Below are 15469 nucleotides of genomic sequence, written 5' to 3'. Positions count from 1 at the left end.
AGGTACGTACTGTCCGTCGAAATCGCACAGTACGATTGGCTGCATGCGCGTGCTGGTTGTGACCCCCTGGTATCCCAGCGAGGCGTCGCCGGGCGCGGGAGTGTTCAACTTGCGGGATGTTGAACTTCTGGGCCGCGAACACGACGTCTCTGTACTGCATCTCGTTTCCCCTGGCGCAGCGTTGACGGGCCCAGTGCCGGGTGACTCTGTCGGCTTTCCGGTCGAACGCGCCCACTTTCACTTTTCACGCCCCGACAGCTATCGTGGCGCGGTGCGCCAGCTTCGCGATGCTGCGAAGTCTGCGGATATTGTGCACACGATGGCATTCCCGGCACTTTTTCCCGCGGCGCGAGCCCACCTCGACGTGCCCTGGGTGCACACGGAACACTGGTCGGGGCTCGTCACGGCTCCGCCAAGCTGGCACGCGGGTCTCGCGATGAGATATTTGCGCAAAGATCTCGCACTCCCCGACGAAGTCGTAGCCGTGGGTCGAGGTCTTGCCGACGAGATGGATCGCCACCGCGAGCGGCCGACGACCGTTATTGGTAATCGGGTATTGCTCTCCAACGGCGGCCGTCTTCCGAGCGCGATTCCTCTGCACGGGGCAGAACCGATTCGGCTCGTGGGCGTCGGCGGCCTGGTTGCCCACAAGGGACCGCTCGAAGCTCTTGACGCCGTGGCCGAGCTTACGCGCCGAGGAATACCAACCACGCTGCAGTGGGCCGGTTCGGGGAGTCGTGAAGCTGACATCCGTGCACGTGCAGTCGAGCTACGGATCGCCGACAGGGTGACGCTCCTCGGTCACGTCGCGCCGAGCGCGCTGGGTGACGTATTAGCGAATGGGCATATCTTTGTGTTGCCCACTGCCGGGGAGACCTTCGGGGTGGCTATCGCTGAAGCACTCAGTCAGGGGCTTCCGGTCATCACCAGCGGCACGGGTGGGCATTTGCAGTTTCTGCCCGCTCGGGCATCGCGACTCGTGCCTCGCGACGGGCGAGCAATTGCCGACGCAGTGCTTGAGCTGCGGGATGACCCAGAACGATGGTCAGCGGCGCAGATTCGCGCCGCCGCCGAATCGCTGTTCGCTGAGGATGCTCGCGCCGAGGCGTATCGCGCTGTGTACGACAAGACACTCGATACGCGTCGATAAACGCCACGTACTCCAGCGCTGCGTCTGAGCGCTTTCAAGCGTCACTACGACGTAGTGCCGCCGAAGGAGCGGAAGAAGGCTTCGCGCTCTGTTTCTGCAGAAATTTCGCGAGCGGCACGATCGGAGTTCTGCTTCATCTGCGCGAGCGACTCAGCATCGAGCTGTTCGATCGCCGCGACGAGGTCAGCGACCTCCCACCCGGCGGCGACGGCGCCGTTGCCGTACTCGGCAATGACACCCGTCATCATGGCGCTCGGACCGATAAGAATGGCCAGTCGGGCTTGAAACGCTTCGAAGAGCTTGTTCGGTAACGCAAATTCGAGATTGCGATTCAGCGGCCGATAAAACATCACTTCGATGTCATAGGGGTTGATGTGCTGAGCAATCTCGGCGACGGGGGCGGGATCGACGAACTGCACTCGCAATTGATGCTGCTCGACAGTACGAACGTAAGAGTCGATGTTCGCTTGCTCGCCGACCAGAATCAGCGTGAGGTGAAAGCGCTCGGGCAGCACTTTCATTGCCTCGAGCAGCTCGGGGATGCCTCGAACCTGGCTCGCTGCACCGTGATAGAGCAGTTCAATGCGCTGCGGATTTACCGGGCTTGCGGTGAGTTCGACGTAGGGCGGTGCGTTGCGGACGATGGTGAGTGGCTCGATGCCGAATTCGTCAACGTACAAATCGGAGATCCCCGAAGCAACCGTCGAGCGGGTGCTGAAGCGCCGGTCGCCAATGTGGGTGCGAATCCAGTCGTAATACGGTGCGGCGAAGACGCGCCACAGGCTGTCCCGAGGAACGCGAGGGCGTACATATTCGTGAATGTCGAGATGGATTCCTTGCTCGACTACCGCCGGAGTGAAGACTTTTCGGTTGCGCACCCACGGCAAAAAGTGGTGATCATTGAAGAGAATGAGATCGTACTCACCGGCCGCAATCCGCTCGGAAACCTCCTGCGGAATGAGCCGCTCCAGCAGCACCGAAAACTTGAGCGCGTGGGGAAGCAACGTGTAGATGAACATCGAGCCAATTGTGGTTCGCGTCCATCGCGGTGGGTCTGACAGGCCGTAGTGCGTGTCAACGCCGGGCACGTGATGGCCGGCGGGGCCAACGGTGTCGACTTCCCAGTGTTCGCCTCGCAACCAGTCCACCTGGCGGAGAACCCTAGGGTCTCGCGTGATAGGCGACATTACGATCACAAGAGCCCGCTGAGTACTGTGCGCCATAGTGCCCCAATCCTACCGGTGGTTATGCGGCCGCGCGTCGAGTTGGCGCGACACAGACTGTGCGAAACTAGCTTCATGGCGCAAACGTGGGTTGTTGTTCCGATGTATAACGAAGCAAGCGTCATTGCGTCCGTGATCGAGGAACTCCGCAAATCCCTTCCTCATGTGGTCTGTGTTGACGACTGCTCCACTGACGACTCCGCAGCACAAGCTCGATCGGCTGGCGCTATAGTGGTGCAGCATCCGATCAATCTTGGTCAGGGGGCAAGCCTGCAAACGGGTTTTGAGTACGTGCGCGCGATTCCCGAGATGACAGAAGTCGTCACCTTCGACGCCGATGGCCAGCATCAAGTTCAGGATGCGCTCGACATGGTTCAGCGCTTGCGCGACGAGAAACTCGACATTGTCATCGGGTCTCGGTTTCTCGACGATCGCACCGCCATGAGTGGCCTCAAAAGATTCGTTCTTCGCTTAGCCACGGGCTACACCCGACTGACAACGGGGATGGCGCTCACCGACGCGCACAACGGCCTCAGAGTCATCTCTCGCGACATGCTGTTCAAGCTGCAATTGCGGCAAAACCGCATGGCCCATGCGTCGGAGCTTGTTGATCAGATCAGCCTGCACAAGGCGACCTGGGCTGAGCATCCCACGCACATCGTTTACACAGAATACTCCAAAAGCAAGGGGCAGTCGGTGCTCAACGCCATCAACATCCTCGTCGAAATTATCTTCAAGTAGGGCATCGTGACCATCATTTTCCAGATCCTGGCGATCATCGCCGTTATCGTCGTCGCGATCGTGATGTTGCGGGGCGGCGGAGCGCGCAATCAAGCGATTCAACGCATCTTCATGCTGCTCTTCATAGTGGCGGCAGGATCATCGATCTTCGTCCCGCAAGTGTGGACCTTCGCCGCGCGTCTGCTCGGCGTCGGACGAGGCACTGACCTGCTGCTCTACATCACCGTTCTGGCGTTCTTGGGCGTCGCAGCGACGACGTATCGCCGTTTTCGCCGTCTCGAAAACGACCTCACCGCGATGGCGCGACAGGTCGCGTTAGCGCGCGCCGACAACGAGCAGGACTCGTCAGAGGGTTAGGAACAAACAGCCCCTACGGCGTTGTGAGACGGTGCTCGAGACCGTCAGCAACGAACTTCTCCGCTGTTGCGACAACCGCGGCACCTTGGGCCAGCGTCACAATTGCGCTCGTGTCGCCCGACAGCACCGCATCGCGGAACGCTTCGTGTTCAGCCCGAAGCGGCTCTTTCTTGTCGAGTGCGAAACGAGTGACGTCTCCTTCGCTGACACCACGGAACTGAGAAATGTCATCCCATTGGTGATGGCGAACGCCATTCTCGAAGTAGGTCAGATCGGCGGTCAGGGTATCGGCGACGAGAGAACCGTGCTCGCCGGTGATGATCGTGGTGCGCTCCTTGAAAGGAGTGAGCCAGTTCACCGTGTGGCTGACGATGGTGCCCTTGCTGAGTGTGCCGATTGCTAGGACCATGTCTTCGTGCTCGCGTCCGCTGCGGAACGTGGTGCGGGCATTGATCGAGACGTACTCCTGCTGCGTGACCCAGGCGGTCAGGTCGATGTCGTGGGTCGCGAGATCCTTGATGACACCGACGTCGGCGATGCGCCCGGGGAACGGACCTTGGCGACGCGTGGTGACCTGATAGATGTCACCGAGCAGGCCATCCTGGATGCGTTGGCGTGCCGATTGAAGGGCAGGGTTGTACCGCTCAATGTGGCCGACGCCGCCGACCAGCCCGGCCGCGGTAAAGAGATCTCGCAGCTCATTAGCGGCTTCAGAGGTCGAGGCGACGGGCTTTTCGATCAACGCGTGGATGCCGCGACTGGCGAGCATCGTGCCGATCTCGAGGTGGTAGATGGTGGGGGCGGCAACGACGCAGTAGTCGAAGCCCATGTCGAGAAAAGTGTCGAGATCGCGAACCACGGGCTTGCCTTCGATGTGCGACGGCACGGCATCCGAGGGGTCATAGACGCCCTTGAATTCGACGCCCTCAAGCTCATTGAGAACACGGCTGTGGTGGCGCCCCATGACGCCGAGTCCGAGTACACCTGCGCGAAGCGTCATTAGCTGCCTGCCTTTGCTACGTCATTGACGGCATTCACGATGGTCTCGCGCTCCGCGTCGGTAAGGGAAGGGTAGACCGGGAGTGACAGCGCCTGAGTGGCAACCTCAGCCGTCACCGGCAAATCGAGGTCAAGTTCAAACGAGGGCAGGCGGTGAATGGGGGTGGGGTAGTACACCCCGGTGCCTACGCCGCGTTCGGCAAGAGCCGCAGCGAAAGCGTCGCGATCCTGATCGACTACTCGAATCGTGTACTGGTGATAAACGTGTACGGCATCGGGGGCAACCGGGGGAGTCACAACTCCGCTGAGGTGCTCATCGAAGAAGGCCGCATTGGCTTGACGCTGCGCTGTCCAGCCGGCGAGCTTGCCGAGCTGCACTCGACCGATAGCGGCATGGATGTCGGTCATGCGGGTATTGAAGCCCACGACCTCGTTCTCGTAGCGGCGTTCCATTCCTTGGTTGCGCAGTAGGCGAGCAACGCGTGCGAGCTCGTCGGAGGACGTCGTGATCATCCCGCCTTCGCCCGAAGTCATGTTTTTGGTCGGGTAGAAGGAGAACGAGCCTGCGATTCCCCAGTTGCCGACGGGTACGCCCGCTATCGATGCCGCATGTGCCTGAGCGGCATCTTCGAACACCAGAAGGTCATGCTTGGCGGCGATGGCGCTGAGTTCGACCATGAGTGCGGGGTGGCCGTAGAGGTGCACCGGCATGATCGCTTTGGTACGCGGCGTGATTGCCGCTTCGACCGCTGAAGGGTCAATAGAGAAGTAGTCGCGCTCGATGTCGACGAACACGGGAGTTGCACCCGCGAGGGCGACCGCGTTGGCGGTGGCAGCAAAGCTAAACGAGGGAACGATCACTTCGTCGCCAGCGCCCACTCCGGCGGCAACGAACGCCATGTGCAGGGCCGAGGTGCCCGAGTTGACGGCGATGCTCTGTGCTCCGCCGACGATCTGAGAGAACTCTGCTTCGAATGCGGCGACCTCGGGGCCTTGAGCGAGCATGCCTGAACGCATCACGCGATCGACTGCGTCACGTTCGTCTTGGCCGATTTGGGGCCTAGCTGCGGGAATCACGAATCTTGCACCTCAATCAAAAGGTCGGTAGCGGTTTCTTGATAGCGGGCGCCAGTGACCGGGCATTCCCAGTGGCCTGGCGATGTTTGAGTGAGCGGATGCCCGGCGGTGCCTACCCAGCCGATACGGCGAGCGGGGCTGCCGACAACAAGCGCGAAGTCTGGGACATCTTTTACGACAACAGAGCCGGCGCCGACAAGAGCCCAGCGGCCAATCACGAGCGGTGCGATGCAGGTGCTGTTGGCGCCGATCGACGCACCCTCGCGGATGTCGACGCCCACGGGCATCCAGTCGTCAGCAGACTTGACCGAGCCATCAGCATTGATGGCGCGAGGAAAGTGGTCATTGGTGAGAACGACGGCGGGCCCGATGAAGACTCCGCGGCCCAACGTGGCGGGTTCGTAGACCAGTGCGTAGTTCTGAATTTTGCAGTTGTCGCCAACGTCGACCCCGGTGCCGACGTAGGCGCCGCGACCGATGACACAGTTCTCTCCGATGACGGCGTTCTCGCGGACCTGAGCGTAGTGCCAGATGCGTGCGGTTGCGGCTATCGAAGCGGTCGCTGCAACGTCAGCGGTGCTGTGCTGCAAGGGGTTTACGTCGTGCATTCACACTCCAAAGAATGAGGCGCTGGGGACATGCCAATCCTATTCGCTCGGTCTCCGTTCGCAGCACGTACTGCGTCTTTGCTCTCGGGCGTTTAGATGAGGAGGGTGCTCGTGCCAATATTGAGGGGTGCGGCCCCTTCTCACCAGTGTGCGATCGTACTTGCCCGAGTGGGTGAGTTCGCGACTTCACGCGCCGCAATTTCGCTACAGTTCACGCGATGTTCCCTCAATGTGTTCTGTGCCAGAAACCCCGATCCGGCTATTCGTCGGGCCCGCCAATTTCGCGGCCCAAGGGTTTCGCCTAGCGCGAGCGGCGGAGCGCATCGACGGTGTTGGCGCGGTCAACATGCAGCGAATTCTCCAGCGCGGGTACAACTTTCCTGCTGACCTGCAGGTTCCGCAACGCGTGTACAAGCACTCGCTGCGCTGGCAGCGCAAGCACTTCGAGCACATCTCGCGCAACTTCACTCACGTCATCCTCGAAGCCGAGCTTCCCCTCTTTGGTGGGTTCTTCGGCGGCGACGTCGTCGCTGAGATTGCGGCGCTTCGTGCCCGCGGTGTCTCGGTTGCCCTGCTCTCCCACGGAACAGACCTGCGCGGCCCTGACCTGCACGCCTCACGAGATCCGGCGTCTCCCTTCAACGACCAAGGGCATCCCGAGATCGCTCGTTTGCGCGCGGTGACGACGCGCAACCGTTCGGTTTTGGCCAGAGCGGCCGCTCCCGTATTCGTGACGACGCCCGATCTGCTCATGGATTGGCCCGCCGCAGAGTGGATTCCGGTCGTGATTGACCCCGAGCTCTGGCACACCGATAAGCCCGTGCTGCAGGCGGCGCGACCTCGCGTGGTGCACGCGCCGACAAATCCGTGGATCAAAGGCTCAGAGCTCATCGAACCGATGCTGCTCCGTCTCCACGAAGAGGGGATCATCGAGTACCAGCAACTGGTCGATATTCCGGCGGATGAGATGCCCGCGGTTTATCACGGAGCAGACATCGTTCTGGAGCAGTTCCGTATCGGTACCTACTCCGTCACCGCTGTCGAAGCGCTCGCGGCAGGGCGAATTGTGGTGGCGCATCTGTTCGATGATGTGCGCGCCCACGTCGAGAATGCGGTCAGTCGTGAATTGCCCGTCATTGAAGCTACGGTTGAGACGCTGGAAGCCACGCTGCGTGAGGTGTGCTCCGACCCGGTTCGGTTTGTTGAACACGCCGCGGTGGGGCCTGATTTCGTTCGCGAAGTACACGACGGTCGTCGATCGGCGGCCCTGCTCGAAGCCTTTCTGCACTAGTCCAATTTTGGCCAATCGCCGCGCGACTCGCTCTATGACACTCAAACAGGGTCTTCACATTCTTCACATTAGACATATCCTGTAACAACGCGTGTTTGCTTGGGGGATTGCAGAATGCACACTTTTTCATCTGTTCGAAGCGGAGTTTTCAGGGCCGCAGCGGTGATCGGGGCGGTAGCCGTTCTGGCTGCCAGCATCGTCGTGCCGGGGCCTGCCGACGCTGCCTCTGCCTACAGCGGCAGCGAATTCGATCCCGGCAACATCATCAGTGATGACGAATTTTACAACGGTTCCGCGATGACGGAGAGCCAAATTCAGGCGTTCCTGAACGGCAAGACCGGAGTTTTGAAGACTCTTCGGCAAGATGTCGACACCCGGCCCAAAGAAGTGTCGTCGACAACCAAAAACCTGATTTGCAACGAGATCAAGGGCGGCAAAAATCTGCTGGCCTCCACGATCATCTATCGCGCTCAGGTTGCCTGTGGCATCAGCGCAAAAGTGATTCTGGTCACCCTTCAGAAGGAACAGGGTCTGATTACGGACTCGAAGCCGAGCTCCTGGAACATTAACAACGCACTCGGCTACGGATGCCCCGATGACGGTGGATGCTCCGCCGACTACGAGGGATTCGGCTATCAGGTCTTCACCGGCACCCGGCAGTTCAAAGCGTATAAGGCAGCGAACTTCGCGAAGCAGCCAGGCACCCACGCGATCGCCTACCACCCGTACAACAGCAAGTGCGGTACTAAGTCAGTAAAGATCTCGAACTACGCCACCGCGGCGCTCTACAACTACACCCCGTACCTTCCGAACTCGGCGGCGCTGGCCAATCTCGGGTCTACCGGCGATGGCTGCTCTTCGTACGGCAACCGCAACTTCTGGGACTACTACTACTCCTGGTTCGGCAACCCCACCAACATCACCCCTTCCGTGTCGGTGTCGCGCGTCAGCGGTCAAGACCGCTTCATCGTGTCGTCGGCACTCTCGAAGAAGGCATACTCCACCGCAGGAATCGACCGCGTTTATGTCGCAACCGGAATGGACTTTCCCGACGCTCTCAGCGCCGCGGCTGCTGCCGCTGCCTACGATGGCCCGCTTCTGCTCGTCACATCGTCGGCAATCCCGTCGAGCACTGCCACCGAGCTCAAGCGCCTGAAGCCCAAAGAAATCGTTGTCGTCGGCGGAACCGGCGCGATCTCGAAGACTGTCTACAACAGCCTCTCGAATTACGCGTCGAAGATCTCACGGATCTCGGGCGGCGACCGTTATGAATCGTCTCGATTGATCGCTGAGTCGGCATTCCCCGCGGGAACGACAACCTCGGCCTACATCGCAACCGGTACGACCTTCGCAGACGCCCTGTCGGCGAGCTCCGCCGCGGCCGCCGCCGGCAGCCCCGTGATTTTAGTTTCGGGCAAGTCGTCGAAGCTCGACGCCGAAACCAAAGCTCTTCTCAAGCGACTCGGGATCACATCGGTCACGATCGCGGGCGGGTCCGGTGCCGTCAGTAGCGGTATCGAATCGAACCTCAAGTCGTTGTTGGGCTCATCGAACGTGACGCGAATCGGCGGTCAAGACCGTTTCATCGTGTCGGCGGCAATCAACGACGCGGCATTCGATAGCGCAGAGACGGTCTACATCGCATCCGGCTTCAACTTCCCTGATGCACTCTCGGGTGCGGCGGTGGCGGGTGCCCAATCGGTGCCGCTATACATCGTGCAGACCACGTGCGTTCCTAAGGCAGTGCTGCAGCAGATCAAGGATCTCGGTGCCCGCGACGTGGTGCTGTTGGGCGGCACGAGTGCGCTTTCCAGCAAGGTAGAGAAGCTCACGAACTGCGCCTCTTAGACTAGGCGTATGCGAGTTCTTGTCACCGGCGGCGCCGGCTATATCGGTGCCCACACTGTTCAACTGTTGGCAGCGCGAGGCGACGAGGTGGTCGTGCTCGATAATCTGGGCTCGGGAAAGATCGAGCGCATTGGCTCCACGCCGTTGGTGAACCTTAATCTTTCGACAGCCACGGTTGAAGAAGTCGAAGCGGCGCTGCGCGAGCACGCCATCGATGCGGTAATCCACTTCGCAGCGCACAAGCAAGTGGGCGAATCCGTGGCAAAGCCAGCGATGTACTACGCCGACAACGTGGGCTCGATCGCCAAGCTCGTCATGGCAATGGAGAATGCTGGCGTTCACAAGCTCGTGTTCTCGTCGTCGGCAGCGGTCTACGGTAACGCCTCCGGTGCAATCACGGAAGCGGCCCCCGCAGAGCCCATCAGCCCTTACGGGGCAACCAAACTTATTGGCGAACAGATTCTCAGCGCAGCGGCGCAAGCCTGGGCGCTTAGAGCTGCGAGCCTTCGCTATTTCAATGTGGGTGGAGCGGGAGACGCGAAGCTTGCCGACTCAGTGGCGCTCAACCTGATTCCTATTTGTCTCGATCACATCGCGGCCGACACCGCCCCGGTGATTTTCGGCGATGACTACGACACCCCTGATGGAACGTGCGTTCGGGACTATGTTCACGTCGTCGACGTCGCGGAAGCTCATTTAGCAGTCCTCGACGCCTTGCCGGAAGAGCCGGGCAACGTCATCCTCAATGTGGGCACCGGTGTGGGCACGAGCGTCCGCCAAATGGTCGACGCGTTGCTTGCCGTTTCGGGCTCGGCGCTAGCGGCCGACGTGCAGCTTCGCCGTGCGGGTGACCCCGCTGCCATCGTGGGCGACGTCACTGCGATCAAAGAGTTTGCGGGCTGGTCGGCGCGTTTCAGCGTCGACGACATCGTGAACTCTGCTTGGCAGGCCCGGCAGCCCGCTGAGGCTCAGAGTTAACTTCTAGATTCCGGATGATGGGCTGGAGTCGAGCGCCCGTCGCCAGCTGAGTTCTCGGGACGCTTTCACGCAGCACACCACGAACGCGAGCCAGCCGAAGTCCGTCAGGATCGAACTCTCCGCAAGCGCCCCAAGAGCGAGGGCGAGTAGCACTAGGGCGGGCCAAGCGAATACGATGCTGCGGCGTCGAGAAGCTAATAGCCACGAGCGCGTGAACGCGAGGCCGAGCAGGCCGACAAAGATCAGGAATCCGACGACGCCGAGTTGAAACCACACATCTAAATAGGCGTTGTGGGCAGAGTCGGGAACGCGAACACTGAAGTCTCCGAATCCGAGATAGGGAACGACCCCGGCATCCCACGGGCCGATCCAGCCCCACCCTTCGAGGCGATGAGTGTCGCCAAGAGTCCAGAGTTGGCGCCACACCCCGAGGCGGTACGCGAGTTCGTCGCTTGCATCGAACCAGGCGACGATGGCAGTCCGAGAGACCCAACTAATGATCAGGATGGCCGTTGTCACGCTCATGAGAAAGATCTGCCAGTAGCGTCGTCGCCCCGACGGCACCCGACGCAGTGCGACGAGCGCGGCGGTAGCGGCAGCGATGACCAGTCCGGCGCCCAAGGCGAGCGGCGATTGGGAGAGCAGCAGAACGAGAACGGCCGCGACGATTGAGCCAACGGCAAGGTTGCGTTCAACAGATCTCGTCGCGTACTCAATGGCAAAGGTGATGAGGGCGATCAGCGCGATCATGCCCAGATGGTTACGGGTTCCGAAGACGCCTTGAATGGGTTCTCCGGTGCCCAAGTTTCCTTGGATCGAAAGGGCGTCGAGCGACGTATCGAAGATAAGCCCGGTGAGCAGTTCAAAGACCAGCGAGACCACGAGTGCGGCGCGGAAGACGTCGCCGAAGGCACGCACGATCTGAATGGTGTCTCTCACCAACGCGATATACATGCCCAACAGCGTGAGCAACAGGAGGTACAGGGCGCTCGCGGCGGTCTCGAGGCGGTATTGAGACCATGCGATAGAAAGCCAAACCCACACGGTAAAGACGATGAGGGAAAGCGGGACGAGAGCTCGCCAGCCAATGTTCTTCCACTGTGCCCAAGCCGAGAGCGAAACGAGAACGAGAAGCGTCACGAGAACGGCCAGCAGTCCGGGAACACCGAGCACGGTTCTGAGGAAAAACGCGAACACTGCGGTACCGATGGTCGCGGTGGTGAGAGCGGCAGACGAACGGGGTGACGAGAGCAACGCCGCGCTGATCTCGACCGCTCTGCTGAGTGAAGTGCGCGAGATCACTGAAGTGTTCCTGACCAATCGGGGCGTTTCGCCTTAACGGCGATGATGACGAGAATGTAGAGCCCGTACTCGCCTAAGAGCCTGCTTTCGGGGATCGACTGCACCAAGAGAGCAACCATCACGAGCATCGGCGCTAGGGATCCGGCGGTGAACGCGAGCGGTTGTCCGGGAAGTCGTTGGGGGCGGTCGACAGCGAGTGACCAAGTGCGCACAACGGTAGTGATCGCGATCGCTGCGAAAGCGGCAACGCCCACGACTCCGAGCTGTAGCCAGACATCGAGCCAGGCGTCGTGGGCCTGCACCTGAACGACGCCGTTGCGCTGCGCCAGTCCGCTGAACGGCTCAGCCCACGGCATCCAGACGCTGACCCAACCCCAGCCGAAGACCGGGCGCTGCTGGGCGAGCGCGGTGACGCTCTGCCAAATTTCAGCACGACCGGTGAGGTCTTCACTCTTGCTGAGTAGCCCGAAGAACACATCACGAAAAGTGAAGAGAACCGTGGTCGCAGTCACGATCGCCGCGAAGAATACGATCTGGCTCGTGGCGCGTGCGCGATCCGAGTGTCGAGAACGGATGAACAAGATCGCCACCGCGGTCACGATCACGGCTACCAGTGCCACGGTGACGGTAGCGGAGCGTGCCAAGAACAGAGTGAGCGCAGCCAGCGCGAGCCACACAAGTGACGATCCCCGCGTGAGGGTGCCACGAGCCCACTGAATCGCGAACACTATGAGGGCGAGTAACGCGAGAAAGCCCAAGTGGTTTGCGTTACCGACGATCCCCTGAATGCGCCCACCGTCGAGAGCGTCAAACAGAACGTTACGGGACCACTGGAGCATCAGCGGAACCGGTCCGCCCGGCACTAGAGCAAGTTCAGGTTGGGGTGCAAGCGGAACGACAGGTTGGCGGATGACCGTGGCGACGAACAGCTCGAAAGCAATGGAGACCACCAACAGAATGCGAAGCGCGCGTGCCGTGGCGTCGAGAATCTCTTGCCACGAGAAGCTGGTGGCGACGGCGAGCGCGCCGAGCACCGTAAGCCAGGTATTGAGTAGCCCTAGGGCGGTAGCGGTCGGATAGAACGACCACGCCAATGAGAGCGTCGCCAGCACCATGAAAACGATGAGCGGGTAGGGCAGGCCGCCGATGCTCCAGCGATCTCGATTCGCGATGAGAACGTAAACCGAAACCGCTGCGAGCGCCACCGCAAGCACGGCGAAAGCTACCCACCCAATCGAGTAACGCCAGGCGTCGCCGCCGAGTATGACTAGTAGCGACGTGCTGAGAAACCACGCCCGCGCCCGGGGGCTCGCTAAAAGTCGCATGTCGCAAGATTAGACGAATGCAGCCTTACCTGTGATCGCGCGTCCAACGATGAGGGTGTTCATTTCGCGAGTGCCCTCGTAGGAGTAGATCGCTTCGGCATCCGCGAAGTGACGCATGACGCCGTAGTCAAGAACGATGCCGTTGCCACCCATGAGTTCACGGCACCACGCGACGGTCTCGCGCATGCGGCTCGTCGTGTATTCCTTGGCGAGAGCAGCGTGCTCATCCTTCTGAACACCTTCGTCGAGCATCTCAGAGACGCGGGTCACCATTCCGATGGAGGCGGTGATGTTTCCGAGGCTCTTCGCGAGGTGCTCTTGAACGAGTTGGTGGCTACCGATCGGCTTGCCGAACTGGATGCGGTCGTTGGCGTACTGCACCGCAGCTTCGTAGGCGCCGATGGAGTTTCCCACCGCGGCCCACGCGACTTCGGCGCGGGTGAGGCGCAGCACAGCAGCGGTCTCGCGGAACGACTGCGACTTCTGCAGGCGGTTGGTTTCGGGAACAACAACGTTTTCGAGAACGATGTCGGCGTTCTGCACGATGCGCAGCGCCATCTTGTTTTCGATGCGAGTGGCGGAGTACCCGGGCGTGCTGGTCGGCACGATGAAGCCCTTGACTTGGTTGTCCTCCTCATCGCGCGCCCAAATGATGGTCACGTCGCTGATGGAACCGTTACCGATCCAACGCTTCGCGCCGTTGATGATCCAGTTGTCGCCATCGCGCTTGGCGACAGTCTGGAGGCCTTGAGCGGTGTCGGAGCCGGAGAGAGGTTCGGTGAGACCGAAAGCACCCAGCAGCTCGCCGGAGGCAAACTTGGGCAGCCACTCGTCACGCTGCTCTTGAGAGCCGGCGACACCGATGGACCCCATGACGAGTCCGTTTTGCATGCCGACGAGCGTGGCGGCACTGGCATCCACGCGGGCGAGTTCGAGAGCAACCCAACCGCGGAACACGGCCGAGTTCGAGAAGTGCTGGGTCTCGGCCCAGGGGAGTCCGAACAGTCCGAGGTCTGCCAGACCCTTTACTACGACGTCGCGGTTGAAGAATTCTGCCTTGGCCCACAGGTCGTTGGCGATCGGGCGAACCTCTTTGTCGAGGAACGCACGCAACTTCACGATCGTTTCTTTTTCCTGATCGGTGAGGGCGTTCTCGTAGCCGTAGAAGTCGCTGCTGAGGGTCTCAAATGACATAGTTTTCGCTCCATTGCTAATCGAAATCAGTGCGAGCCTAAAGCGTGAGTACGCGTCGCTTCTAGACGGTTGGTACTTTGGTCTAACGCTGAGAGAAGAGTTGACTGAATGTTTGTAGGCATCACTAATACCCCGCGGGATTACGCGTGGGGCTCCGCTGGCGAGATCTCAGCGTTGCTGGGCACGTCGCCCACCGGCAAGCCCGAAGCTGAGCTGTGGTTGGGGGCCCATCCTGGCAGCCCGAGTGTCATTCTCGACCCGGCAACGACGGGCGACGCTGGCGATCTGCATGAGTGGATCCAGCGCGACGGCGAGCAGGTTCTTGGCGCGGGAGTCGAACGACTTCCCTTCCTCCTCAAGGTGTTAGCCGCCGGAGCACCGCTTTCGCTGCAAGCCCATCCCACTCCCGAGCAGGCTGCCGCTGGGTTTGCCCGCGAGAATGCTGCGGGAATCCCGCTCACGGCCAGTAACCGCAACTACAAAGATGGTTCCGCGAAGCCAGAACTCATTCTCGCGGTCAGTGACACCTTTGAGGCGCTGTGCGGTTTTCGGGCGATGGCCGAGACCCGGGCATCCATTGAACGACTAGTCGAACTGGATGCCGCGAGCGGCGCCCCCACGCCGGCCCTGTTGGCCGAGTGGCTGGCATTCGCTCGCGCTGACTCCGATCTGCGAGCGATGTTCGAGTGGCTCATTTCCGCCGCGCCGCCGGTGCCGAAGCTGGTGGAGCGAGTCACGGCGCTCGCCGAAGCAGACAGCGCAAGCGAGGAGTTTGCGCTCGTGCGTAAGCTCGCGGGCTTCTACCCCGGTGATCCCGGGGTGCTGATCTCTCTCATGTTGAACCACGTCACGCTCGCAAAGGGAGAGGCGCTGTTTCTGCCGGCGGGCAACATTCATGCCTACCTGCGCGGGCTCGGCATCGAGCTCATGGCATCCTCCGACAACGTGATGCGTGGGGGGCTCACCCCGAAGCACGTCGATGTGCCCGAGCTGGTGAGTGTGCTCGACTTCTCGGCGAGCCCCGTTCCCTATCTCCGCGCGGAGCCACTCGGCGAGGGGGCACAGGCATTCCGGCCGCCGGTGCGCGACTTCCAGCTCATCGAGGTGAACGAGGCGGCGAAGGTCCAGCTTCCCAGCGCTGCGATCGTGCTGTGCGCGGTGGGAGAGTTCATGGTCGACAGCGGCGAGCACGCGGTGACGTTGACGCGGGGCGAGTCGATCTTCATCACAGCCGATGAGGGTGCAGTGAGCATCCGCGGTACCGGTCAGTTGTTTGTGGCGTCAACGCAGTAGCGTGCGGCGCCCGTGGTGGGCTCAGCGGGGTGCGAAAGTTCCAGTAGCGTTGCTTCGGCCGACGTGTAGGTTCGGAACCAAGA

The 15469-nt window shown here is 61.1% G+C and carries 14 protein-coding genes; 7 read left to right on the top strand and 7 right to left on the bottom strand.

Features of this window, described 5'->3' with window-relative positions; genetic code table 11:
* Positions 1–43: 43 nt before the first annotated feature.
* Positions 44–1150 carry a glycosyltransferase family 4 protein gene (locus ESZ53_RS05740; RefSeq protein ID WP_129071946.1) on the top strand — a complete coding sequence of 369 codons (1107 nt, stop codon included), beginning with the start codon at positions 44–46 and terminating at the stop codon, positions 1148–1150.
* A gap of 44 nt (positions 1151–1194) precedes the next feature.
* Here the strand turns inward: ESZ53_RS05740 and ESZ53_RS05735 are convergent, their stop codons facing one another.
* A complete protein-coding gene (locus tag ESZ53_RS05735; RefSeq protein ID WP_168187189.1) occupies positions 1195–2298 on the bottom strand; it encodes a glycosyltransferase in 1104 nt (367 codons plus the stop codon).
* Positions 2299–2448: 150 nt separating this feature from the next.
* Between ESZ53_RS05735 and ESZ53_RS05730 the strand changes: the two genes are divergently transcribed.
* Both ESZ53_RS05730 and ESZ53_RS05725 read left to right on the top strand, forming a co-directional pair.
* Complete coding sequence (locus ESZ53_RS05730) at positions 2449–3114, top strand: glycosyltransferase family 2 protein (RefSeq protein ID WP_197131160.1); 666 nt, start codon at positions 2449–2451, stop codon at positions 3112–3114.
* Positions 3115–3120: 6 nt separating this feature from the next.
* Positions 3121–3471 carry a DUF2304 domain-containing protein gene (locus tag ESZ53_RS05725; RefSeq protein ID WP_129071944.1) on the top strand — a complete coding sequence of 117 codons (351 nt, stop codon included), beginning with the start codon at positions 3121–3123 and terminating at the stop codon, positions 3469–3471.
* Between the two features lie 13 nt (positions 3472–3484).
* Here ESZ53_RS05725 and ESZ53_RS05720 read toward each other — a convergent pair whose 3' ends face one another.
* From ESZ53_RS05720 to ESZ53_RS05710, 3 genes are read right to left on the bottom strand one after another with little or no spacing between them, the layout of a single operon-like run.
* On the bottom strand, positions 3485–4471 hold the full coding sequence (locus tag ESZ53_RS05720; RefSeq protein ID WP_129071943.1) for a Gfo/Idh/MocA family protein: 987 nt from the start codon (positions 4469–4471) through the stop codon (positions 3485–3487).
* Positions 4471–5547, bottom strand: a complete 1077-nt coding sequence (locus ESZ53_RS05715; protein WP_129071942.1) for a DegT/DnrJ/EryC1/StrS aminotransferase family protein — start codon at positions 5545–5547, stop codon at positions 4471–4473. The genes ESZ53_RS05720 and ESZ53_RS05715 overlap by 1 nt, the downstream gene beginning before the upstream one ends.
* Positions 5544–6155 carry an acyltransferase gene (locus ESZ53_RS05710; protein WP_129071941.1) on the bottom strand — a complete coding sequence of 204 codons (612 nt, stop codon included), beginning with the start codon at positions 6153–6155 and terminating at the stop codon, positions 5544–5546. The genes ESZ53_RS05715 and ESZ53_RS05710 overlap by 4 nt, the downstream gene beginning before the upstream one ends.
* A gap of 229 nt (positions 6156–6384) precedes the next feature.
* Here ESZ53_RS05710 and ESZ53_RS05705 point away from each other — a divergent pair, with 229 nt between their 5' ends.
* The 3 genes from ESZ53_RS05705 (at position 6385) to galE (ending at position 10272) form a co-directional block, all read left to right on the top strand.
* Positions 6385–7446, top strand: a complete 1062-nt coding sequence (locus tag ESZ53_RS05705) for a glycosyltransferase (protein WP_129071940.1) — start codon at positions 6385–6387, stop codon at positions 7444–7446.
* Between the two features lie 114 nt (positions 7447–7560).
* A complete protein-coding gene (locus ESZ53_RS05700; protein ID WP_129071939.1) occupies positions 7561–9294 on the top strand; it encodes a cell wall-binding repeat-containing protein in 1734 nt (577 codons plus the stop codon).
* A 9-nt stretch (positions 9295–9303) separates the two neighbouring features.
* Positions 9304–10272, top strand: a complete 969-nt coding sequence (gene galE, locus ESZ53_RS05695) for a UDP-glucose 4-epimerase GalE (RefSeq protein ID WP_129071938.1) — start codon at positions 9304–9306, stop codon at positions 10270–10272.
* A 3-nt stretch (positions 10273–10275) separates the two neighbouring features.
* Here galE and ESZ53_RS05690 read toward each other — a convergent pair whose 3' ends face one another.
* From ESZ53_RS05690 to ESZ53_RS05680, 3 genes are read right to left on the bottom strand one after another with little or no spacing between them, the layout of a single operon-like run.
* Positions 10276–11574 (bottom strand): O-antigen ligase, encoded by a 1299-nt coding sequence (locus ESZ53_RS05690; protein WP_246837395.1) that lies wholly within the window; start codon positions 11572–11574, stop codon positions 10276–10278.
* Complete coding sequence (locus tag ESZ53_RS05685; protein WP_129071937.1) at positions 11571–12899, bottom strand: O-antigen ligase; 1329 nt, start codon at positions 12897–12899, stop codon at positions 11571–11573. The genes ESZ53_RS05690 and ESZ53_RS05685 overlap by 4 nt, the downstream gene beginning before the upstream one ends.
* Before the next feature lie 9 nt (positions 12900–12908).
* Positions 12909–14093 (bottom strand): acyl-CoA dehydrogenase family protein, encoded by a 1185-nt coding sequence (locus ESZ53_RS05680; protein WP_129071936.1) that lies wholly within the window; start codon positions 14091–14093, stop codon positions 12909–12911.
* Positions 14094–14201: 108 nt separating this feature from the next.
* On the opposite strand from ESZ53_RS05680, the gene manA reads away from it, so the two are divergent.
* Positions 14202–15386 (top strand): mannose-6-phosphate isomerase, class I, encoded by a 1185-nt coding sequence (manA, locus tag ESZ53_RS05675; RefSeq protein WP_129071935.1) that lies wholly within the window; start codon positions 14202–14204, stop codon positions 15384–15386.
* The last annotated feature ends 83 nt before the right edge of the window (positions 15387–15469 follow it).

This window comes from Salinibacterium sp. UTAS2018 (assembly GCF_004118935.1).
Lineage (GTDB): Bacteria > Actinomycetota > Actinomycetes > Actinomycetales > Microbacteriaceae > Rhodoglobus.
The sequence above is the reverse complement of the archived record's forward strand: the minus strand, read 5'-3'. Positions and strand labels throughout refer to the sequence as shown.